The sequence below is a fragment of the Cyclobacteriaceae bacterium genome, assembly GCA_013141055.1.
Classification (GTDB): domain Bacteria; phylum Bacteroidota; class Bacteroidia; order Cytophagales; family Cyclobacteriaceae; genus ELB16-189.
Map to the genome: position 1 here is coordinate 295,328 of JABFRS010000002.1, position 18,169 is coordinate 313,496.

The 18,169-nt window shown below is 43.7% G+C and carries 14 protein-coding genes and 1 tRNA gene; 3 read left to right on the plus strand and 12 right to left on the minus strand.

Annotated features, from left to right (window positions below):
• Nucleotides 1-23 precede the first annotated feature (23 nt).
• From HOP08_15860 to HOP08_15870, 3 genes are all read right to left on the minus strand, one after another.
• Nucleotides 24-1,727: a sodium:solute symporter gene (locus tag HOP08_15860; GenBank protein NOT76405.1), complete on the minus strand. Its 1,704-nt coding sequence runs from the start codon at nucleotides 1,725-1,727 to the stop codon at nucleotides 24-26.
• 133 nt (nucleotides 1,728-1,860) lie between these two features.
• Nucleotides 1,861-4,281: a PIG-L family deacetylase gene (locus HOP08_15865; GenBank protein ID NOT76406.1), complete on the minus strand. Its 2,421-nt coding sequence runs from the start codon at nucleotides 4,279-4,281 to the stop codon at nucleotides 1,861-1,863.
• Nucleotides 4,282-4,450: 169 nt separating this feature from the next.
• A complete protein-coding gene (locus HOP08_15870) occupies nucleotides 4,451-4,927 on the minus strand; it encodes a hypothetical protein (GenBank protein ID NOT76407.1) in 477 nt (158 codons plus the stop codon).
• 247 nt (nucleotides 4,928-5,174) lie between these two features.
• Between HOP08_15870 and HOP08_15875 the strand changes: the two genes are divergently transcribed.
• Nucleotides 5,175-6,281 carry an SPFH domain-containing protein gene (locus HOP08_15875; GenBank protein ID NOT76408.1) on the plus strand — a complete coding sequence of 369 codons (1,107 nt, stop codon included), beginning with the start codon at nucleotides 5,175-5,177 and terminating at the stop codon, nucleotides 6,279-6,281.
• Between the two features lie 94 nt (nucleotides 6,282-6,375).
• Nucleotides 6,376-7,437, plus strand: coding sequence for a hypothetical protein (locus HOP08_15880; protein NOT76409.1), 1,062 nt, complete (start codon nucleotides 6,376-6,378; stop codon nucleotides 7,435-7,437).
• Nucleotides 7,438-7,447: 10 nt separating this feature from the next.
• Here the strand turns inward: HOP08_15880 and HOP08_15885 are convergent, their stop codons facing one another.
• From HOP08_15885 to HOP08_15905, 5 genes are all read right to left on the minus strand, one after another.
• The gene (locus tag HOP08_15885) at nucleotides 7,448-8,722 is read right to left on the minus strand and encodes a multidrug effflux MFS transporter (GenBank protein ID NOT76410.1); all 1,275 of its coding nucleotides are present in this window, start codon (nucleotides 8,720-8,722) and stop codon (nucleotides 7,448-7,450) included.
• Nucleotides 8,723-8,736: 14 nt separating this feature from the next.
• On the minus strand, nucleotides 8,737-9,879 hold the full coding sequence (locus HOP08_15890) for a hypothetical protein (protein NOT76411.1): 1,143 nt from the start codon (nucleotides 9,877-9,879) through the stop codon (nucleotides 8,737-8,739).
• Between the two features lie 150 nt (nucleotides 9,880-10,029).
• A tRNA-Thr gene (locus HOP08_15895) sits at nucleotides 10,030-10,102 on the minus strand.
• 180 nt (nucleotides 10,103-10,282) lie between these two features.
• The gene (locus HOP08_15900) at nucleotides 10,283-12,112 is read right to left on the minus strand and encodes a DUF349 domain-containing protein (protein NOT76412.1); all 1,830 of its coding nucleotides are present in this window, start codon (nucleotides 12,110-12,112) and stop codon (nucleotides 10,283-10,285) included.
• Nucleotides 12,113-12,173: 61 nt separating this feature from the next.
• Nucleotides 12,174-12,749, minus strand: a complete 576-nt coding sequence (locus HOP08_15905) for a YqgE/AlgH family protein (protein ID NOT76413.1) — start codon at nucleotides 12,747-12,749, stop codon at nucleotides 12,174-12,176.
• Nucleotides 12,750-12,868: 119 nt separating this feature from the next.
• On the opposite strand from HOP08_15905, the gene pdxH reads away from it, so the two are divergent.
• Nucleotides 12,869-13,510, plus strand: coding sequence for a pyridoxamine 5'-phosphate oxidase (gene pdxH / locus HOP08_15910; GenBank protein NOT76414.1), 642 nt, complete (start codon nucleotides 12,869-12,871; stop codon nucleotides 13,508-13,510).
• 15 nt (nucleotides 13,511-13,525) lie between these two features.
• On the opposite strand, the gene bshB1 is transcribed toward pdxH, so the two are convergent.
• From bshB1 to rpsO, 4 genes are all read right to left on the minus strand, one after another.
• On the minus strand, nucleotides 13,526-14,242 hold the full coding sequence (gene bshB1, locus HOP08_15915; GenBank protein NOT76415.1) for a bacillithiol biosynthesis deacetylase BshB1: 717 nt from the start codon (nucleotides 14,240-14,242) through the stop codon (nucleotides 13,526-13,528).
• Entirely contained in the window at nucleotides 14,239-15,186 is a 948-nt protein-coding gene (gene trxB, locus HOP08_15920; GenBank protein ID NOT76416.1) for a thioredoxin-disulfide reductase, read from the minus strand. The genes bshB1 and trxB overlap by 4 nt, the downstream gene beginning before the upstream one ends.
• Nucleotides 15,187-15,543: 357 nt before the next feature.
• Nucleotides 15,544-17,685: a polyribonucleotide nucleotidyltransferase gene (gene pnp, locus HOP08_15925; GenBank protein NOT76417.1), complete on the minus strand. Its 2,142-nt coding sequence runs from the start codon at nucleotides 17,683-17,685 to the stop codon at nucleotides 15,544-15,546.
• 161 nt (nucleotides 17,686-17,846) lie between these two features.
• The gene (rpsO, locus tag HOP08_15930; GenBank protein ID NOT76418.1) at nucleotides 17,847-18,122 is read right to left on the minus strand and encodes a 30S ribosomal protein S15; all 276 of its coding nucleotides are present in this window, start codon (nucleotides 18,120-18,122) and stop codon (nucleotides 17,847-17,849) included.
• Between the last annotated feature and the right edge of the window lie 47 nt (nucleotides 18,123-18,169).

Here is an 18,169-nt window from a genome sequence, read left to right on the forward strand (position 1 = left end):
TATCTTCTTTATAAATCGTCCTGTTAGCTTAGGCTGGCAGGACGATTTTTATTTTGAATGAACTGGATCACGAAAGCAAGTCCGATCACCACCACACATCCTATTATGTTGTATAAAAGAAAAGCAACATCTGTGAATTTGTAAAGATACAGGATGAACATCTCTGCAATAATGGCGGACCAGAAGACTGCCGTTGACTTTAAGTACTTCAGATAGAAAGCTGAAAGGAAAATCCCAAGGATCGTTCCATAAAACAAAGACCCCACGATATTCACATACTGAATAAGATTTTCTGCCTGATTGGCCAGCGAAGCAAACATGATCCCGAATACGGCCCATCCCGCTGTCATCCACTTGGATGCTTTTACATAATGCAGATCGTCTTCCTTAGGTTTAATGGAGCGCTTATAAATATCAACCACACTCGTAGAGGCCAGTGAATTTAATTCTGATGCCATAGATGACATAGCAGCGGAGAAAACCACTGCCAGCAAGAGCCCTATCAATCCATGCGGAAGATAGGTCATCACATAGTTGATGAAAACATAATCTTTATCCTGTGTGTTAGCCTTTGGGATACTCTTCTTGATTGCATCCTTTGTTTTCGTTCTAAGATCGGCTTCAGTCTTCTGGATCTCTTTCAGAGTTTGCTTCGATTTTGAAATCTGATCCTCGTTCTCAGTCTGAATGGCGTTGACAAGCTCACCCGCTGCCGCTTTGCGCTGATCAAAGACAACATTATAAGAAGTCTCTAATTGCCTGATCTCAGCGGCTGCCTCTGTCTCCATTGCTTTCTCACGCAGCGAAGTATTGTGAATCAACGGTGCCTGATGAAACTGATAGAAAACAAAGATCAATATCCCGATATAGAGGATTATGAATTGCATAGGGATCTTCAGCAATCCATTGAAGATCAGTCCCAATCTGCTTTCAGTAATAGAGCTGCCGGATAAATACCTGCCGACCTGTGATTGATCTGCTCCGAAATAAGAAAGAAATAAGAACAATCCACCGATCAATCCTGACCAGATATTATAGCGATCCGATAAATTAAAAGATACATTGATCATGTTCAGCTTGCCCATCTCTCCTGCCATCTGGAAAGTATCACCGAAAGAGATTCCTTCCGGAAGACGGGAAAAAGCAATCCATCCTGCCAACACCATTCCCGACATGATAATCGCCAGCTGATATTTCTGCGTGATGCTTACCGCTTTGGTTCCACCACTAACGGTGTACATCATGACCAGCAATCCAATGAGGATAGTCGTCAGGTTGATATTCCATCCTAAGATCGTTGAGAGAATTAGCGAGGGCGCATACAATGTGATCCCTACTGAAAGTCCTCTCAGCATCAGAAAGAAAAATGCCGCAAGCGTTCTGGTCTTTCTGTCAAAGCGTGTTTCAAGGTATTCATATGCTGTAAACACCTTTAGCTTGGTATACAACGGAACCGCCGTTACCGAAAGGATGATCATCGCAAGAGGAAGTCCGAAGTAGAATTGTAAAAATCGCATCCCATCTTCATACGCCTGGCCAGTGGTGGATAAAAATGTCACCGCACTGGCCTGTGTTGCCATGATAGAAATGCAAACCGTCCACCATGGAAGGCTCTTATTTCCAAGCAGATAGCCGCTCATATTATTGGTGCCACGTGTCTTGATGGCACCATAGGCGACGATCAGGCTAAGAGTTCCGAAAAGAACGATCCAATCAACTACGTTCATGCAAAAGAATATGTGATGATAGAATAGGCTATGATCTGAATGATCAAAACAATGACAACAAGCCAGTACCACTTATTCCACTTTTGGAAAACTGGTGGTTTTTCATTCTCTGAAGATTCCATTGTATTTCAGATTATTTGGAAGGCTTTACCTTTTGATTATTGGGCTTTGCAGTTTTACCCAACGAGGTAATATTAGCAAATAGTTTATACGCACCCGACACTCCTTCCGGCAATTCGCGGAAGAAGGAAAGTCCTGTGTAGACATAATGTCCATCACCGTACTTTGCGATCAGCAAGCTTCCGTCTTTTGCAGTCTCTCCTGTATCATTCATAGAGATCATAGGCTGAAAGTTCGGATCCCATTTATCAGGAAAGTATAATCCTCTCTCCTGCACCCACCCTTTAAAATCATCTGCTGCGATCTTGTTTGGATAATTCATTACCGGATGATCGGCATTGATGATCCTCACTTCACTGTTTTCTTCCGTAACACGATCACGGGAAATGTTGATTGGATATGGGGAGAACTTTTCAACTTCAAGATCAGAGTTTGTATTGTATTGAACGACCATCGTTCCACCGGCTTTGACATACTCCAGAAGGTCGGGCATAAAATGACGGATGCGTTCATTCGTATTCAATGCGCGTACACCCAGCACTACCGCATCTACTTTCTGAAGATTGGCCGGAGTGATCTCCTCATTCTTCATTTCCCACACTTCATATCCAATATTTCTGAGGGCTTCTGGTATGCCATCACCGGCTCCGGCAATATATCCTATCACCTGACCTTCCTTCCTGATATCCAAACGCACAACGTTCGACTTGGAAGGGGGCAGCAATGTCTGAAAAGGAATGTGATCATATGAGATCGTTTGTACGGAAGATGTGTACGATCTTCCATTCACCTCTACCTGACCACCCATACTGAAAGAGCCGTCATCCTTTCCCGGAATTACAATAAAGTCAAGCTTCTTTTCTTCTCCTCTTTTTACAAGCTCAATATCGATTGATGCTGGTTGTGACTTCCAGCCAGGAGGTAATGTCAACTTAACCGTTCCGATAAGTTTGCTTCCTGAAGTTGACTTCACCAGAACTCCCACTGGCTTGGGATTTGAATCCTTAAACACGTATACCTTTTGTGATAAATTCACGAGCACAGGCGGAACGATCTCAAAGGGTCTGCTGAGCTCACCTTTAACAGGATCGGTCCACTTATAAACAAGACCAGAGCTTAATTCAACTTTTTCACCGTTGATCTCAATTACATAGTCGATCAATACTGCTGGGCCATTCTCCGGTCTGCCAATAAATGATGCATCCGGAACTTTAAACAATCCTTGAGAGTGTTCTGCTCGAAGCCAGTATGGATCAGAATAACCGGCTGTCGGACTAAGCTTTTTTTTGGTTTTAAAAGTATTCAGTTTATTGAAAGCGAGATCTGTGTTGACTGTCGAATCGATAGACATCAGATTACTTTTTATTTGTATAAGTGTGATGGGGACTATGGATCGGTTTACCACTTCAAAAGAATTCACTACTGTTTCACCGGGGGCAACCCATGGCTGGTCAGAGGTCACTTCAAAATACAATCCTGTTACATCCTGAATGAGCTGATTAACTTCCTTAAACTTTCTGTCTTTCCACACAGACGGTGACAGCAGCATGATCTGCTTTCTTATCAGAAGCAACATAGGAACAGAATTGGAAGGCTGCTCAGGATTAAATTCCCTGATGGCTTTTTCAACAAGTGGCTGCACCTTTTCTCCTCCCTTCACCCGGAGCCAGGTTGTGACAATTCCATCAAACAGATCTTTTCCTGCCTTATCACCTTTTGCGTATTCAAAGAACTCCTGTGAGTCTCCCCTTCGACCAGAAGATCCGAAGCCCTGACTTTTATGTTGTGAGCGACTTTCTGCCGCAATCTCAGAATATGATTTTCCAAGGAGAGAATTAAACGGTCCCATATTTACCGCAACCACTCCAGGAGTATTCTCGCTGATAGTTTGATTCCAGAAACGTCCGGTGTTAGTGTAAAGTCTTTTTACCTGCCACACACCAAACTCTTTTACCTGTTCAGGGAGGTAATCAGATTTAGCAGTAAGATCGAAAGCTTCCTGAGCCAGCATTGCAGATGCAGTATGGTGACCATGACCTGCACGTTCATCCGGCGGAAACCTTGTAAGAATAATGTCGGGTTGAAACTGACGGATCACACGAACGACATCAGAAAGAACTTCATCCTTTCCCCAGATAGAAAAAGTCTCTGCAGCATTCTTTGAAAACCCAAAGTCATTTGCTCTGGTAAAAAACTGTATGCCTCCATCGAGCTTTCGGGCGGACAACAATTCCTGTGTACGGATCAATCCAAGCTGGTCTCTTATCTCGGGACCAATCAGATTTTGTCCACCGTCTCCCCGAGTCATAGAGAGGTAAGCGGCCGCAGCTAGTCGGTCGTTTGCCATAAATGTAATAGCCCTTGTATTTTCATCATCAGGATGTGCAGCAACGTATAAAACGGATGCAAGCACATTTAATTTTTTAAACTTCAGCTGTATGGCCGCAGCATCCGGTTGGCGGTATTGGGGAAATCCCAGTTGAGCAACCATGAACAAAGAGATAAAAAGAATGAGCTTTCGCATGAGGGGTTTTTATATCAATCCGGATGCAAGATATAATTGTGAGGTGAGAATAGAGTTCCTTTTATGTAAAGAAGTGGCCTTAGAATTTGCCCCGAACCTCATCATTCACGAGGAAGGTTCCATCCTCCATAATCAGAAGCGTCACAACGCTAACCTCTTCCTTTTTCTCATTTAGAAATTGCATGCGGAGAGAATGTGAGGTAACACGATCTTTCATATCATCGGTGAATCCAAGATCAAGTTTAATATTATCACCTGTCTCTACTTTTTTGGAAAGAATTGATTTCCCAAAATAATCCACTGCTTTGACCCTCACTTCCTGTTCAGAAAGCTTAAGGATTTTAAAATTTATGATCAGGTAAGGAAGCGGGCCCTCAGAGGGCTTGCTCTTTTCATTTCCGTCTGTGCTGTAATCAGGTCGTTGGCGTGATTCTGCAACACTCCTTTGCTTGAACTGGTAATCGATCTTCAACTCAAACTCAGTACTGGGTTTGAATGCTTCTTTTTGCTGAGCATAATTGCCTGACAGTAAAATTAATAGCAGGGAAAAGATCATGGGGGAGTGGAATTTCACTCAAGTTATACAACCTGATGTACATGCCAAGGTTAATACTCAATTTAAGGAAGAGGTAAAAGAGATTTCTGATAACCGATACCCCCTAAACAGGTATAATTTCTCATCATTACGGTGAATCCGCTATCCTTGCCAACCGGTTGATCAGTCTCTTAAAATTTTGTCCCGCAGATATCTGTTTTTAAGAAAAAGAGATTAGTTTCATGATCCTTTAACCAACATCATACCCATGGGCCTTTTTGATAGAATTAAGAATGAATTAATTGACATTATCGAGTGGACAGACGACAGTACCAATACAATGGTATGGCGCTTTCCAAGACATCAGAATGAGATCAAAATGAATGCAAAGCTGACAGTTCGCGAGAGTCAGGTTGCAGTCTTTGTAAACGAAGGTAAAATAGCCGACGTCTTCCCTCCTGGTCTTCATACACTTACTACTCAAAATATGCCCATCCTCACCACGATCATGGGATGGAAGTACGGATTTAATAGTCCTTTCAAGGCAGAAGTTTACTTTGTTAATTCGAAACAGTTCATAGATCAGAAGTGGGGAACCAAAAATCCCATCATGCTCAGGGATGCAGAGTTTGGTCCGCTTCGTTTAAGAGCTTTCGGTAACTATGCCATTAAAGTAGTAGACGCCGGAAAATTTATCAAAGAGATCGCCGGAACTCAATCTCACTTCACAACAGAAGAAGTTACAGAGCAGTTGCGCAATCTCATCATCACGCGATTCACAGATGCAGTAGCAGAGAGCAAAATTCCCGCGCTGGATCTTGCTGCCAACTATGATGAGCTCTCCAAATTTATTTCAGGAAAGATCAATCCTGAATTCAATGAGCTTGGAATTGAGATCACCAAATTCCTGGTAGAGAACATTTCATTGCCACCGGAAGTAGAGGCTGCACTCGACAAGCGCAGCAGCATGGGTATTATTGGCAACCTGAATCAATTCACTCAGTTTCAGGCCGCGAATGCAATGGAAGCCGCCGCCAAGAATTCAGGCGTTGCATCAGAAGGCATGGGAATGGGAATGGGCTTTGCGATGGCCCAGCAAATCGGTCAGGCGATGAATCAGAATCAGAACCAGAATCAAAATAAAAGTCAGGATGCACCACCGCCACTTCCGGGTTTTGCGCCTTATCATGTAGCGGTTGGCGGAAGTCAGCAAGGACCATTCAATGCAGATACATTAAAGCAAATGGTTGCGCAGGGAACCTTGACCAGTGAGACATTGGTATGGAAAGCAGGAATGGCTGCCTGGACAAAAGCCGGAGAAGTTGCTGATCTCAAGCCAATACTTGAATCTGCTCCGCCTCCATTGCCCAAGTAATTCACTTCATCTTCTATCATTCATCTCTGACCATTAATCTTTGATTGATATTGCCATGACTCCTGCTTCCGAACCTACCCTTCTCAAACATGAAATGTCCTGCAAGAACTGCGGAGCTCTGCTGACGTTCAAACCCGGAACAACAAAACTTACCTGTCAGTATTGCAAAGCTGAGAATGATATTCCCCAGGAAGCACAGACGGAGATCATCGAAAATAATATTGATGATTTCCTGACAAAGCACATTGAGAAAGAAGAAAAAGTCGTAGTCACGAGCATCAAGTGTGAGGCTTGTGGAGCCACTTCATCCATCAATCCAAATATTACAGCAGATCGTTGTCCGTTCTGCGCTACGACGTTCGTATTAAAGAACGGAAGCTCTTCAACTGTCTTCAAGCCGCAATATCTTCTGCCCTTCAAGATCGATTCTCCTCAAGCCATTCAGAACTTTCGTAAATGGCTTCAGGGTTTGTGGTTCGCTCCCAATGAATTAAAGCATTATGTTGATCGAGCAGACCGCCTCAGTGGCATGTACCTTCCTTTCTGGACCTTTGATGCAGAAACAGAAACTTCTTATTCTGGTGAAAAAGGAATTGATCGCCAGGTTTCCGAATCCTACACCGATTCAGATGGCAAGCGTCAGCAACGCACTGTAACCCATACCGACTGGTATCCGGCTTCCGGAAATGTAAGTGATACTTTTGATGATATTCTCATCGAAGCCAGTACTACATTACCCAAGTTCACGCTAAGAGCCCTTGAACCCTGGGATTTAAAGAATGTCGTCAAGTACAGCGATCAGTATCTCAGCGGGTTCAGGACGGAGAATTACCAGATAGATCTTCCTACAGCTTACGTTGATGGTAAAGGCAGGATGAAGGAAGTCATAACCAGAACTGTTCAACGGGATATTGGTGGCAATCGTCAGCAGATCCATTCCATGAACACCAATTACAAGAATGCAACATTCAAATACATCTTACTTCCTGTGTGGATCAGTGCTTATCAGTACAATAAGAAAGTGTATCAGTTTATCATCAATGCCCGAACAGGAGAAGTTCAGGGGAACAGGCCTTACAGTACTGCGAAGATCGCACTGGCAGTCATCGGGGCATTGATCGTTGGAATTGTGCTGTATGTGGTGTTTAAAAAGTAATAACCCTTCGTTAGAACTTCTCAATCATATCAACACATCCTTCTTTAACATCCAGCTCTTTTGGTTTGACAAGCATCCTTTTGGTGCCTATCAGAAGGATCAGCAGACCAATCAACGCACCGCCTGACATAACGATGGTAAGGGGAATCGCTGATTGAGCATTTGCCAGACCAACGACAGCAGAAGACAATGCTCCAAGTCCCATCTGCAATGCACCCATGATAGCGGACGCGCTCCCCGCCTCTTTAGAAAATGGAGCCATTGACAATGCTGCAGAATTCGGGAAGCTGAATCCCTGACAGCTCAGAAACAGGAATATCGTAAAGATGGTACCATACAAACCAAGAACATCCAGCACGGTACCGGTTACCAGAACAATGCCAATGATGGACTGAAGAATCAGAACTATTCTCATGATTTGCTCACTGGTGAATTTCTTCAGCATGATATTATTTAACTGACTGCTGCTGATCAATCCTGCGGCGATCGCTGCGAAGATCATTCCATACTGTTTCTCATTTACGCCATACAATTTCATGAACACAAATGGGGAACCTGCAACATAGGCGAAGAGTCCTGCAGAAGCTATTCCACCGGATAATGTATAAATAAGGAACTGCTGGTTTTTCAGTACACCGGCAAAGCTGTTGAGAATGGGTCGAGGTTGAAGGGAGAAAGTGGGATCTGGTTGTTTGCTTTCCGGCAACCAGAAAACAACTGCGGTCAGGATCAGCATTGTTACAAGTGCAAGAATGATGAAGACATAGCTCCAGCCAAATTGTATCACATAGCTTCCAACGGTGGGTGCCAGTATGGGTGATACCCCTAGAATAAGTATGAGGAATGAAAAGATCCTGGCGTTTTCATTGAGTGGAAATACATCCCGTACGATAGCACGCGGAGCCACCATTCCGACACATCCACCGATCGCCTGAAAGAATCTGCAGATGATCAATGCTTCGATAGAGGTTGACAAAGCACAGCCAATGGAAGCCAGGATGTAGATGATCAATCCTACATACAAGGGTCTTTTTCTTCCAAACCGATCGAGCAATGGGCCGCACAGCAGCTGACCAAAACAAACCCCAATGAAGAAGCTGGAGACGGAATAGGCAACGCTGTCAATGGTTGTATTGAGATCTTCTGCAATGGAAGGAAATCCCGGCAGGTACATGTCAATAGAAAATGGACCGATCGCTGACAATAATCCCAGGATCAGTATCGTGACGAATCTCTTACTACCGACTAAATCAGGGTTATTACTTTCCGCTAAAGATTTTTCCAACTAGTTCCTGCAATTTAAAATTTGAGAGCCGCCTCGAGTTGCAAGTATTGAATTGACGAACCGAAAACAAACTGCTCAGTGGCCATCCTTTCATACTTGATCATGGGTGCCAATTTTAATTTTGAGTTTAAATCAAACTCATACCCCACTCCAAAGAAATAACTTGCATTGTAAGATCTTATCGCCGCAAGGTTTCCGACTGTTATTCGCGCGTCCTTATCATTGTTCAGAACGAAATACGGAGCTACTCCAGGATTCAGGAACAGGCCTCGTTGTCCAGGTTTCATAAAAATCTTAAGTGCTATTGGAAATCTCAAAGTAATGTGATCCAAAGAAGTACTTCCATTCATATAGGAAGGTGCATCGCTTCTCTTTTCATACTTGTTTTCCATAATAATTATCTGAAAACTTAACGCTGTTCTCGTTTGATACTGTTTAGGAATAAAATCAAGCTGGAGTCCATACTTCAGCGTGGGTTTCATATCATAAAAATCAACATAAGGTTCTGTGAATTTGATTGATGGTACTACATATCCCACTACAATGCCAATTCCAAGTTTCGATTTGGACTTATTACTAGTGGTAGGATCACCCTTGCATAAATTATACTGCAAAACGGAGTTCGCAAGACTACCGGGTGTAATATTAGTCAGCTTAGCTTCAATTTTAGGATCGGGACAATCACTGAATAATTTTTTTACAGCGGCAACTGTTCGAATATCCAATAACCTTCTATCGGAGTGATCAGCCATTGTTTCGGTTTGTCTCTTATCCTTCAAGGGATAGTTAATCTGAAGAGTATCCGTTCCTTTTAAAACAAAATACCTTTTTCCGAATTGAGATAATGTTGCAGAACCAGATACAATTACTTCTGTAAAAATGATTTTTTTACTTTGATTGTCTTTCATAGAAACAAACTCCGCGTTGTATCCTTCCAGAAAAAAACCTGAAATATCCTCTGAAGTAAGTTGTTTCGACGCACCTGCTTCAGTTGACTTAAAAAGGATCACGTCATTCTTCTTTTTGGAGGGCACATAGCTTATATATCCATCTGTTTTTTCTCCGTTCTTTTTAATATAACCCCTGACGAAGGTTTGCGAGTAGGCCGTTGCCGAAATCAAAAACAGGGTCAAAATAATTGGGAGATTTCTTTTCATAAAGATGGTTAGGGTGAAACTGGTAGTTGAGATTAGAAATCTTCTAAGGGGGTTAGAGATATCTGGTGAAAGATAACAGGAAGATCATAAACCACCCACCCTTTCATAAAAAAAGCAGCTACAAACCTGTAACTGCTTTCCATTTTTCAGAGCCCCCTGTCGGAATCGAACCAACGACCTACTGATTACAAGTCAGTTGCTCTACCAGCTGAGCTAAGGAGGCATACCCTCAAATCTGAAAAGGGCTGTTGGCTACTTATCCGCCAGCTTTTGACGTGATTTGGGATGGCAAAAATACAGGAAGAATGCGGTTTTGCAAATCCCGGAGTTACTAAATCCCATTACTATCAGGGCTGCGCTTTAAAACCTACCAAAGGGATAAAGGTGGATATAAACGCAGAGATTACTGCGCTGCTTGCCTCAACATCTTCAATTGAGCCTTCAATTGCGCAACTTCCGCATTCGAGGCATCAATCTGTGCAGTAAAGTCTGCCTTCATCTTCTCAGCATTCTTTGACCGACCGAAGAACTCAAGGTTGTTACGTAATGTAGCAACATCATTCTCTGCCTTCTGGATCTTTTTACGCAACGCCTGCTCCTTCTGATATATCTTCTGTGCTGCATCCGGATCAGTCTTGATATTCTCAAGCTGGGTCTCCAGAACAAACTTATCCTTATCCTCCTGGCTCACCTGCTCCAGCGAAGCTATGAACTTATCGGTCGCAGCATTGAATCTTGCCTTTATAGAATTAACAGCGTTACGTGGCACAAAGCCGATCGATTGAAAGCTTCGTTGCATTTCTTTCAATTGTCCAAGCGTACCGGTCTTCTCATTCACCATTCTCTCAATCTCTGAAAGGATTGCTTCTTTCTTGTGAAGATTATCTGCCTGTTCTTTATCAGCCTCCTCAAACTTCACTCTTCTCTGGTCAAAGAAATAATCACAGGCAGCTTTAAACTCCTGATAGATCTTCTCCCGCATTTTCTCAGGAACAGGTCCGATCTCTTTCCATTTTACCTGGAGATTCTTTAATGCATTCGCTGTCTTATCCCAATCAGGATTCGTCTTTAGGGCTTCTGCCTGAGCTACCAGCTCTTTCTTCAGTTCAAGATTCTTAACTCTTGACTCATCCAGCTTTTTAAAGAATACTCCTTTGCTGTTGAAGAAGTTTTTAAAGGCTGTCCAGAAGCGTTTGTTGTTCTCCTTTGCCTTTGCTCTTGGAACAGGTCCAACGGTTTCCCATTTCTTCTGAATGGCAATGACCTCAGCAGTCTTCTGATTCCATTCTTTAATCCGATCCGATTGAAACGCAGCATACGATGTTATCTCATTGATGATCGCATCTTTCGTCTCAAGATTCTTTGCCCACTCCTGATTCAGATTGGTAACGAAAGCATCTCTCCGCGCATAGATCGCGTCGGAAGCTTTTTTAAACCGATCCCAGACAGCATCCTTTTCTTCACGCGCAACAGGACCGATGTGCTTATACTCTTCATGAAGCTCATTGAGCTCACGAACCGCCTCTCCTATCCTTTCAACACTACTGAGCTTTTCAGCGCGAACCGCCAGTTCAATTTTAGCTTCCAGATTTTTCTTTCTGTCAAGCTCCTTCAATTCAAAATAGATATTCCTGTTATCGTAAAACCTATCCATGAGAGCATGATAGCTTGCCCATAATGGTTTTGCATGCGCTGCCGGAACAGTTCCTATTACTTTCCATTGCTGCTGGATCTCTTTCAGCTTGTCGAAACTGTGGCGGTCATCTTCACCGTCTGTCAGCTTGCGCAATTCTTCCAGCAAAAGATTCTTCTTTCTGAAATTATCATTCTTCTGATCTTCAAGACCTTTGAAGTGCTCTGTCTTGCGATCTCTTAACAGCTTGTAGTTTGCTTCAAAGGCAGTGTCTACAGCATCATGACGGAATTCAAAATCATTGGGATCTCCACCTTCATCCACAAACTTCTTCAATGCTTCTGAACGCTCTTTATCAAGAATTTCATCAAAGCGACTCTTCGCTTCTTTCAGTATAGCATCCGTCTTCTTGAAATCATTCTGCGTGGCAAGCTCCCTCAGGAGATCAACAAATTCCTGTTTGGTAAAATTTGAATAATCCTGAGATAATACGTCTCCTTCGAATTCATCGTGAGTCGATGAAGTGCCCTGAGTGCCGGCATTTACCTCATCATTTTCCAGAGCAGTCTTCAACGTCACAGTCTCTTCTTTCGCTTCCATTTCCATCATATTTGACTTAAGTGCTTCCGGTTATTTAGTAACGGCAAAAATATATATTTATTCAATTCAACCTCGGATCTTTTGGATAATTGGAATAAACCGAAAAACGCCCTCCCATCACTGTTAGCGTCTTTTTCCACATCTCATCCGGTACCGTATCAAAAACAAGTTCTTCACTTACCTTATCACTGACGATCCAGGAGTTCTGTGTCAGCTCCTCTTCCAACTGCCCGCCAGACCACCCGCTATATCCTAAAAAGAACTTAACGTCTTTATGCAAAACTTGTTTGGTCTCCAGCAGGAAAAGAAGCTTTTCAAAATTACCTCCCCAATAAATACCTTCTGCAATCTCTACCGAATCTTCCAAAGATGAATAGCGATGCAGATAATGAAGGGTGTCCTGCTGAACAGGGCCTCCGATCATCGCTGCGGTATTGTAATCCTTAATATCCTCCATCACTTCGCTGACACTGGCTATCGAGGGCTTATTCAATACAAAACCAAATGAACCTTCCTCATTATTCTCGCACATCAAAATGATCGTACGGTCAAAATTAGGGTCAGGCAAATAGGGCTCTGAGATCAGCAGCCTCCCCTTTTCCGGTCTTAGTTTATTACTGTATTTGAAAAATTCCATGATACGTACCTCAATAAACCAATCATTCCCAATACCTCCAAATGAATCCCGAAATTTTAGCTTCTTCGCCTGTAAAGCGTAGACAGAAGTCACCATCTTTGCGGTAAAAGAAGAAAGCAATGTCATCATTAGAGAATCTCAGAAAGGAATATTCAAAGGCTACACTGGACGTCAAATCGGTGAGCCCAAATCCCGTCTCACAATTTGATAAGTGGTTGAAAGAAGCTATTGATGCTAAAGTTCCGGAGCCAACAGCCATGAACCTGGCTACTGTTTCTGACAGCGGCCGGCCATCATCCCGCATTGTTTTATTGAAAGGAGTTGAAGACAATTCATTTGTTTTCTATTCCAACTATCAAAGTCATAAAGGAAAAGAGCTGGATGAAAATCCGATCTGCGCTTTGAATTTTTTCTGGCCTGAACTTGAACGTCAGGTTCGCATTGAGGGTATTGCTGAAAGAGTTTCTGAAGAAAAGTCGACGACTTATTTTCAAAGTCGCCCACGCAATAGTCAGATCGGAGCATGGGCATCACCTCAAAGTCTGGTGATAGCAGATCGTAAGATCCTTGAAGAACGTGTTAAAGAACTTGAAAAGAAATTCAAGTCACATCCTGCGTTGCCAAAGCCAAAACAATGGGGTGGATACAAGATCGTTCCTCATATGATCGAATTCTGGCAAGGAAGAGAAAGTCGTCTGCACGACCGCATACTTTATACTAAGAATGATTCGGTGTGGAAGATCAACAGGCTGGCGCCGTAAGTGTCTTATACATGCTCAAAGAAGATCATACAACGACTTCACTCCCACCCATCTCCTTGTTGTAAAGCCTTCACCATGCTGAACTCCTATCGCGTGACCAAACTCTATAGCGCGGGCTTCCAATAGTTTCGTAAAGTTCGGATTAGAGATATAGGTCTCAGGCTCTTTGCTGGCAGGATCATAAAACTGAGTCTTGAAGGCGCGTATAGCTTCCATCTTTTTCTCCCACGTCCCGGAGATGTCAACAATAAAGTCAGGAACAATGAATTCACTTTGGATATACTGATACACTGCTTTGGGTCTCCAGGCTTTCTGCTCTACTCCATCCAGCTGCGTCTGTATCTTGGCGAGGCCTGAGAAAAAGCAGGACTCGTATGCAAGATCACTTCCTTTTCCATGATCAGGATGACGATCATGAACAGCATTGCATAAAACAATATCAGGCTGATACTTACGGATCATTCTGATCACCGCCATCTGATGTTTCTGATCATTTACAAAGAAGCCATCAGCAAGATTCAGATTCTCACGAATGGTTAAACCAAGGATCCTGGCTGCATCAGAAGCTTCCTGATCACGCGTTAATGCTGTGCCACGTGTTCCCAGTTCACCACGGGTGAAATCAATAACACCAACCTTTTTTCCGGCAGCAATGTGCTTAAGGATCGTACCTCCACAACCAAGCTCTGCATCATCCGGATGCGCCGCCAGGACTAGAATATCAAGCTTCATGATACGGGCTCAAGCTCTTTTGCAGCAAGCCAGCGCTCTGCATCCAATGCACCCATACAACCTGTGCCGGCAGCCGTCACCGCCTGACGATATACCTTATCCGCTGCATCTCCTACTGCAAATACTCCCTCAATATTAGTGCGGGTTGTTCCAGGCTTCACAATGATGTAACCGGTCTCATCCATCTCAATCTGATTCTGAAAAATGTCAGTGTTGGGCTTATGTCCGATCGCCACAAAGAATCCCTTGATCGGGATGATCCTTCTTTCACCGGTCTTGTTATTGAATATCTTCATTCCATTGACCTCATGATCTCCCAGCACTTCTTCAGTTTCTGAATTCCAGAGGATCTCGATCTTTGGGTTGTTCTTTACACGCTCCTGCATGATCCTGGAAGCTCTCATCTCATCCTTTCTTACAATGAGATAAACCTTCGGACATAATTTTGAAAGATAAGTAGCCTCCTCTGCTGCAGAATCACCTGCACCAACAACGGCGACTTCCATTCCTTTATAAAAGAATCCGTCGCACACTGCGCAGGCAGATACCCCGCGGTTAACAAAATGCTGCTCGGATGGTAAACCTAGATACTTGGCAGTAGCACCTGTCGCGATGATCACCGCTTCCGCTTCGATCTCGTGGGTGTCGTCAATGATTGCTTTAAAGGGATATCCGGAGAAGTCAACCTTCGTTGCCAGGCCGTGCCTGACGCTTGTATCAAAACGCTCCGCCTGTGCCTGCAGATCCATCATCATCTGGGGCCCGTCAATTCCCTTTGGATAGCCCGGGAAGTTCTCCACCTCACCTGTGATGGTCAGCTGGCCTCCTGGCTGGCCGCCAGTATAAAGCACTGGGTTCATACCTGCACGTGCCGCATAGATTGCTGCGGTATAGCCTGCAGGGCCAGAACCAATAATCAAAACCTTAACTTTTTCCTTTGTCATGATAGTCTAACATAAAGTCGTACAAAAAAGGTCTCACCAGAAGACCTTTTAATTTTCGCCCGTTTTCCAGTAATACTAACCCAGGTAAGGCATTAAAGTCTTACTTCTGACGAAGGTACTAGTCGCCTGACGGTCTTTTTCTTCCATGAACCCATCCGGCTCAAGGTGTATAAATTAAAAACCCCGGATTTCATCAAAGCTTTTTCTGCTTTGATGAGTCCGGGGTTTCCATTTCAATTATTAGATATTTCTCGATTCGCTATCTGCCTTCTGATCTTTAAGTGTCTCATAGGGATCAATGTGTGTCCTTACTGAAAACTGAAAGTAAAAATTAGTGCGAAAACCCTGCTTTTGCAACTATGCCTGCACAGGCTCCTGCTTTGTCGGAGGCTTTGGTAGCAATACCTTCCTTGACAAACGGAACTTTCCGGTTTTCTTATCGACTTCCACGAGCTTCACTTTCACCTGCTCTCCAACTTCAAGCACGCCTTCCATATTTTCAAGGCGCTCCCACTTGATCTCAGAGATATGAAGTAATCCATCCTTGCCTGGCATGAATTCAACAAACGCACCGAACGGCATGATTGATTTTACAATACCATCATAAACAGTTCCAACTTCTGGAACCGCAACGATCGCATTGATCCTCTTCATCGCACCATCCATGGCAGCCTGGTTGGTTGCAAAGATGCTGACCACACCCTTCTTGTCTTTCTCTTCAATGACAACAGTAGCACCAGTAGTGTTCTGAATGTCCTGAATGATCTTTCCACCGGGCCCGATTACCGCGCCGATCAACTCTTTCTCGATAATTATAGTATGAGCTCTTGGTGCATGTGGCTTTAGGTCCGCACGGGATGCCTGAAGTGATTTCTTCATCTCGTTAAGGATATGAAGTCTTCCTTCTTTTGCCTGCATTAAAGCCTCTTTCAAAACTTCGTATGTAAGTCCGTCTACTTTAAGGTCCATCTGGCAACCAGTGATTCCTTTTTCAGTACCCGTAACCTTGAAATCCATATCTCCCAAATGATCTTCATCTCCGAGGATATCAGACAGGATCGCATAACGTCCTTTATCAGAGATCATACCCATCGCAATACCTGAAACAGGTGCTTTGATTGGCACGCCTGCATCCATAAGGGCCAGTGAACCAGCACATACAGTTGCCATGGATGATGAACCATTGGATTCAAGGATATCAGAAACCACACGAATGGTGTATGGATTCTTGTCTGCTTCCGGAAGCACTTGCTTCAATGAACGATAGGCAAGGTTTCCATGACCGATCTCTCTTCTGCCGGGACCGCGGTTAGGCTTTACTTCGCCGGTTGAGAATGACGGGAAATTGTAATGAAGGATGAACTTGTTATTTCCGGAGAACATTGCTCCATCAATCATCTGTTCGTCAAGCTTGGTACCTAATGTTACCGTGCTGAGTGATTGTGTTTCACCGCGTGTGAATACTGCTGATCCGTGTGCCATTGGAAGGTAGTCCACTTCAGACCAGATGGATCTGATCTCGTTGGTCTTTCTTCCATCCAGGCGAACGCGCTCATTAAGAACGAGGTCACGGGAAGCTTTCTTCTGAATGTCATGATAATAGTGCTTCGCCATTCCCTTGTCCACAGTAGTGTCTTCCGGTAATGTTGCGAAGTAATCCTCCAGCACTTGTCCGAAAAGATCGGAGCGCAGGTGCTTTGCGGATGTCTGCTTCTGTGCTACGGCATATGCCTTATCATATAAAAGCTTTTCCATTTGTTCTTTAAGAACAAGGTCATGCTTTTCATGGCTGTAAGTTCTCTTTTCAGTTTTACCAACTGCTTTGGTAAGTTCGATCTGAAGATTGCACTGAACCTTGATCGCTTCATGAGCTACCTTGATTCCTTCAAGCATATCATCTTCACTTACTTCCTTTGATTCTCCTTCGACCATCAGAATGTTGTCGAGAGATCCTGCTACGATCAGATCCAGATCTGCTTTCTCCTTTTGCTCCAGTGTTGGGTTTACGATGAACTTGCCATCGATGCGGGCAACACGTACTTCAGAGATCGGACCCTGGAAAGGGATATCAGAAACTGAAAGAGCTGCTGATGCTGCGAATGCTGCAAGAGCATCTGGCAAAGCATTTTCATCACCGGAGATCAATTGGATGATCACCTGAGTTTCAGCGTGGTAATCTGCTGGGAATAAGGGACGTATAGCCCTGTCCACCAACCTGCTGATCAATACTTCATAGTCGGAAAGCTTACCTTCACGACGTAAAAATCCTCCCGGGATCTTGCCGGTGGATGCGAATTTTTCCTGGTAGTCAACGGAAAGAGGCAGAAAGTCTGCGCCTTCTTTTCCATCCTTATTGGATACGACGGTGGCGAGTAACATTGTATTCGCTAATCTCAATACAACAGAACCGTCTGCTTGTCTTGCTAGTTTGCCTGTCTCAATGGTGATCTCCCTGCCGTCAGGTAACGTACAGGATTTGGTAATCGGAGTTGGTTTCATTTTTTGTTTTTTATGTGGCCGCTCGAAATCGTTTATCTGTCAATCGTATGATTGACACATTGCCATAACCGATCTCTGAAAGTAAAAGGGAGGCGCAACAGCCTCTTTATAAAAGCGAAAAGGGAACCCTGTTAAGGTTCCCTGTAAGCATGTTTAATTCTTTATTTACGAAGCTCAAGCTCAGCAATAATTGACCTGTAGCGGTCAATATTGGACTTCTGGAGGTAGCCCAGAAGCTTCTTGCGCTGACCTACAAGGTTAAGAAGGCCTTGCTGGGTCGAAAAGTCTTTCTTGTGTTTCTTCAAATGCTCTGTCAAAGAGTTGATTCTGAAGGTAAAAAGGGCAATTTGAGACTCAGGTGAGCCGGTATCGGTCTTGGATTTGGCCACTCCGTGCTTGCTGAAAAGTTCTTGTTTTTTTGCTGAATCGAGGATCATCGGTTAATATTTACTGCTGCTAATCATTTTTTAATCGCGCAAAAGTA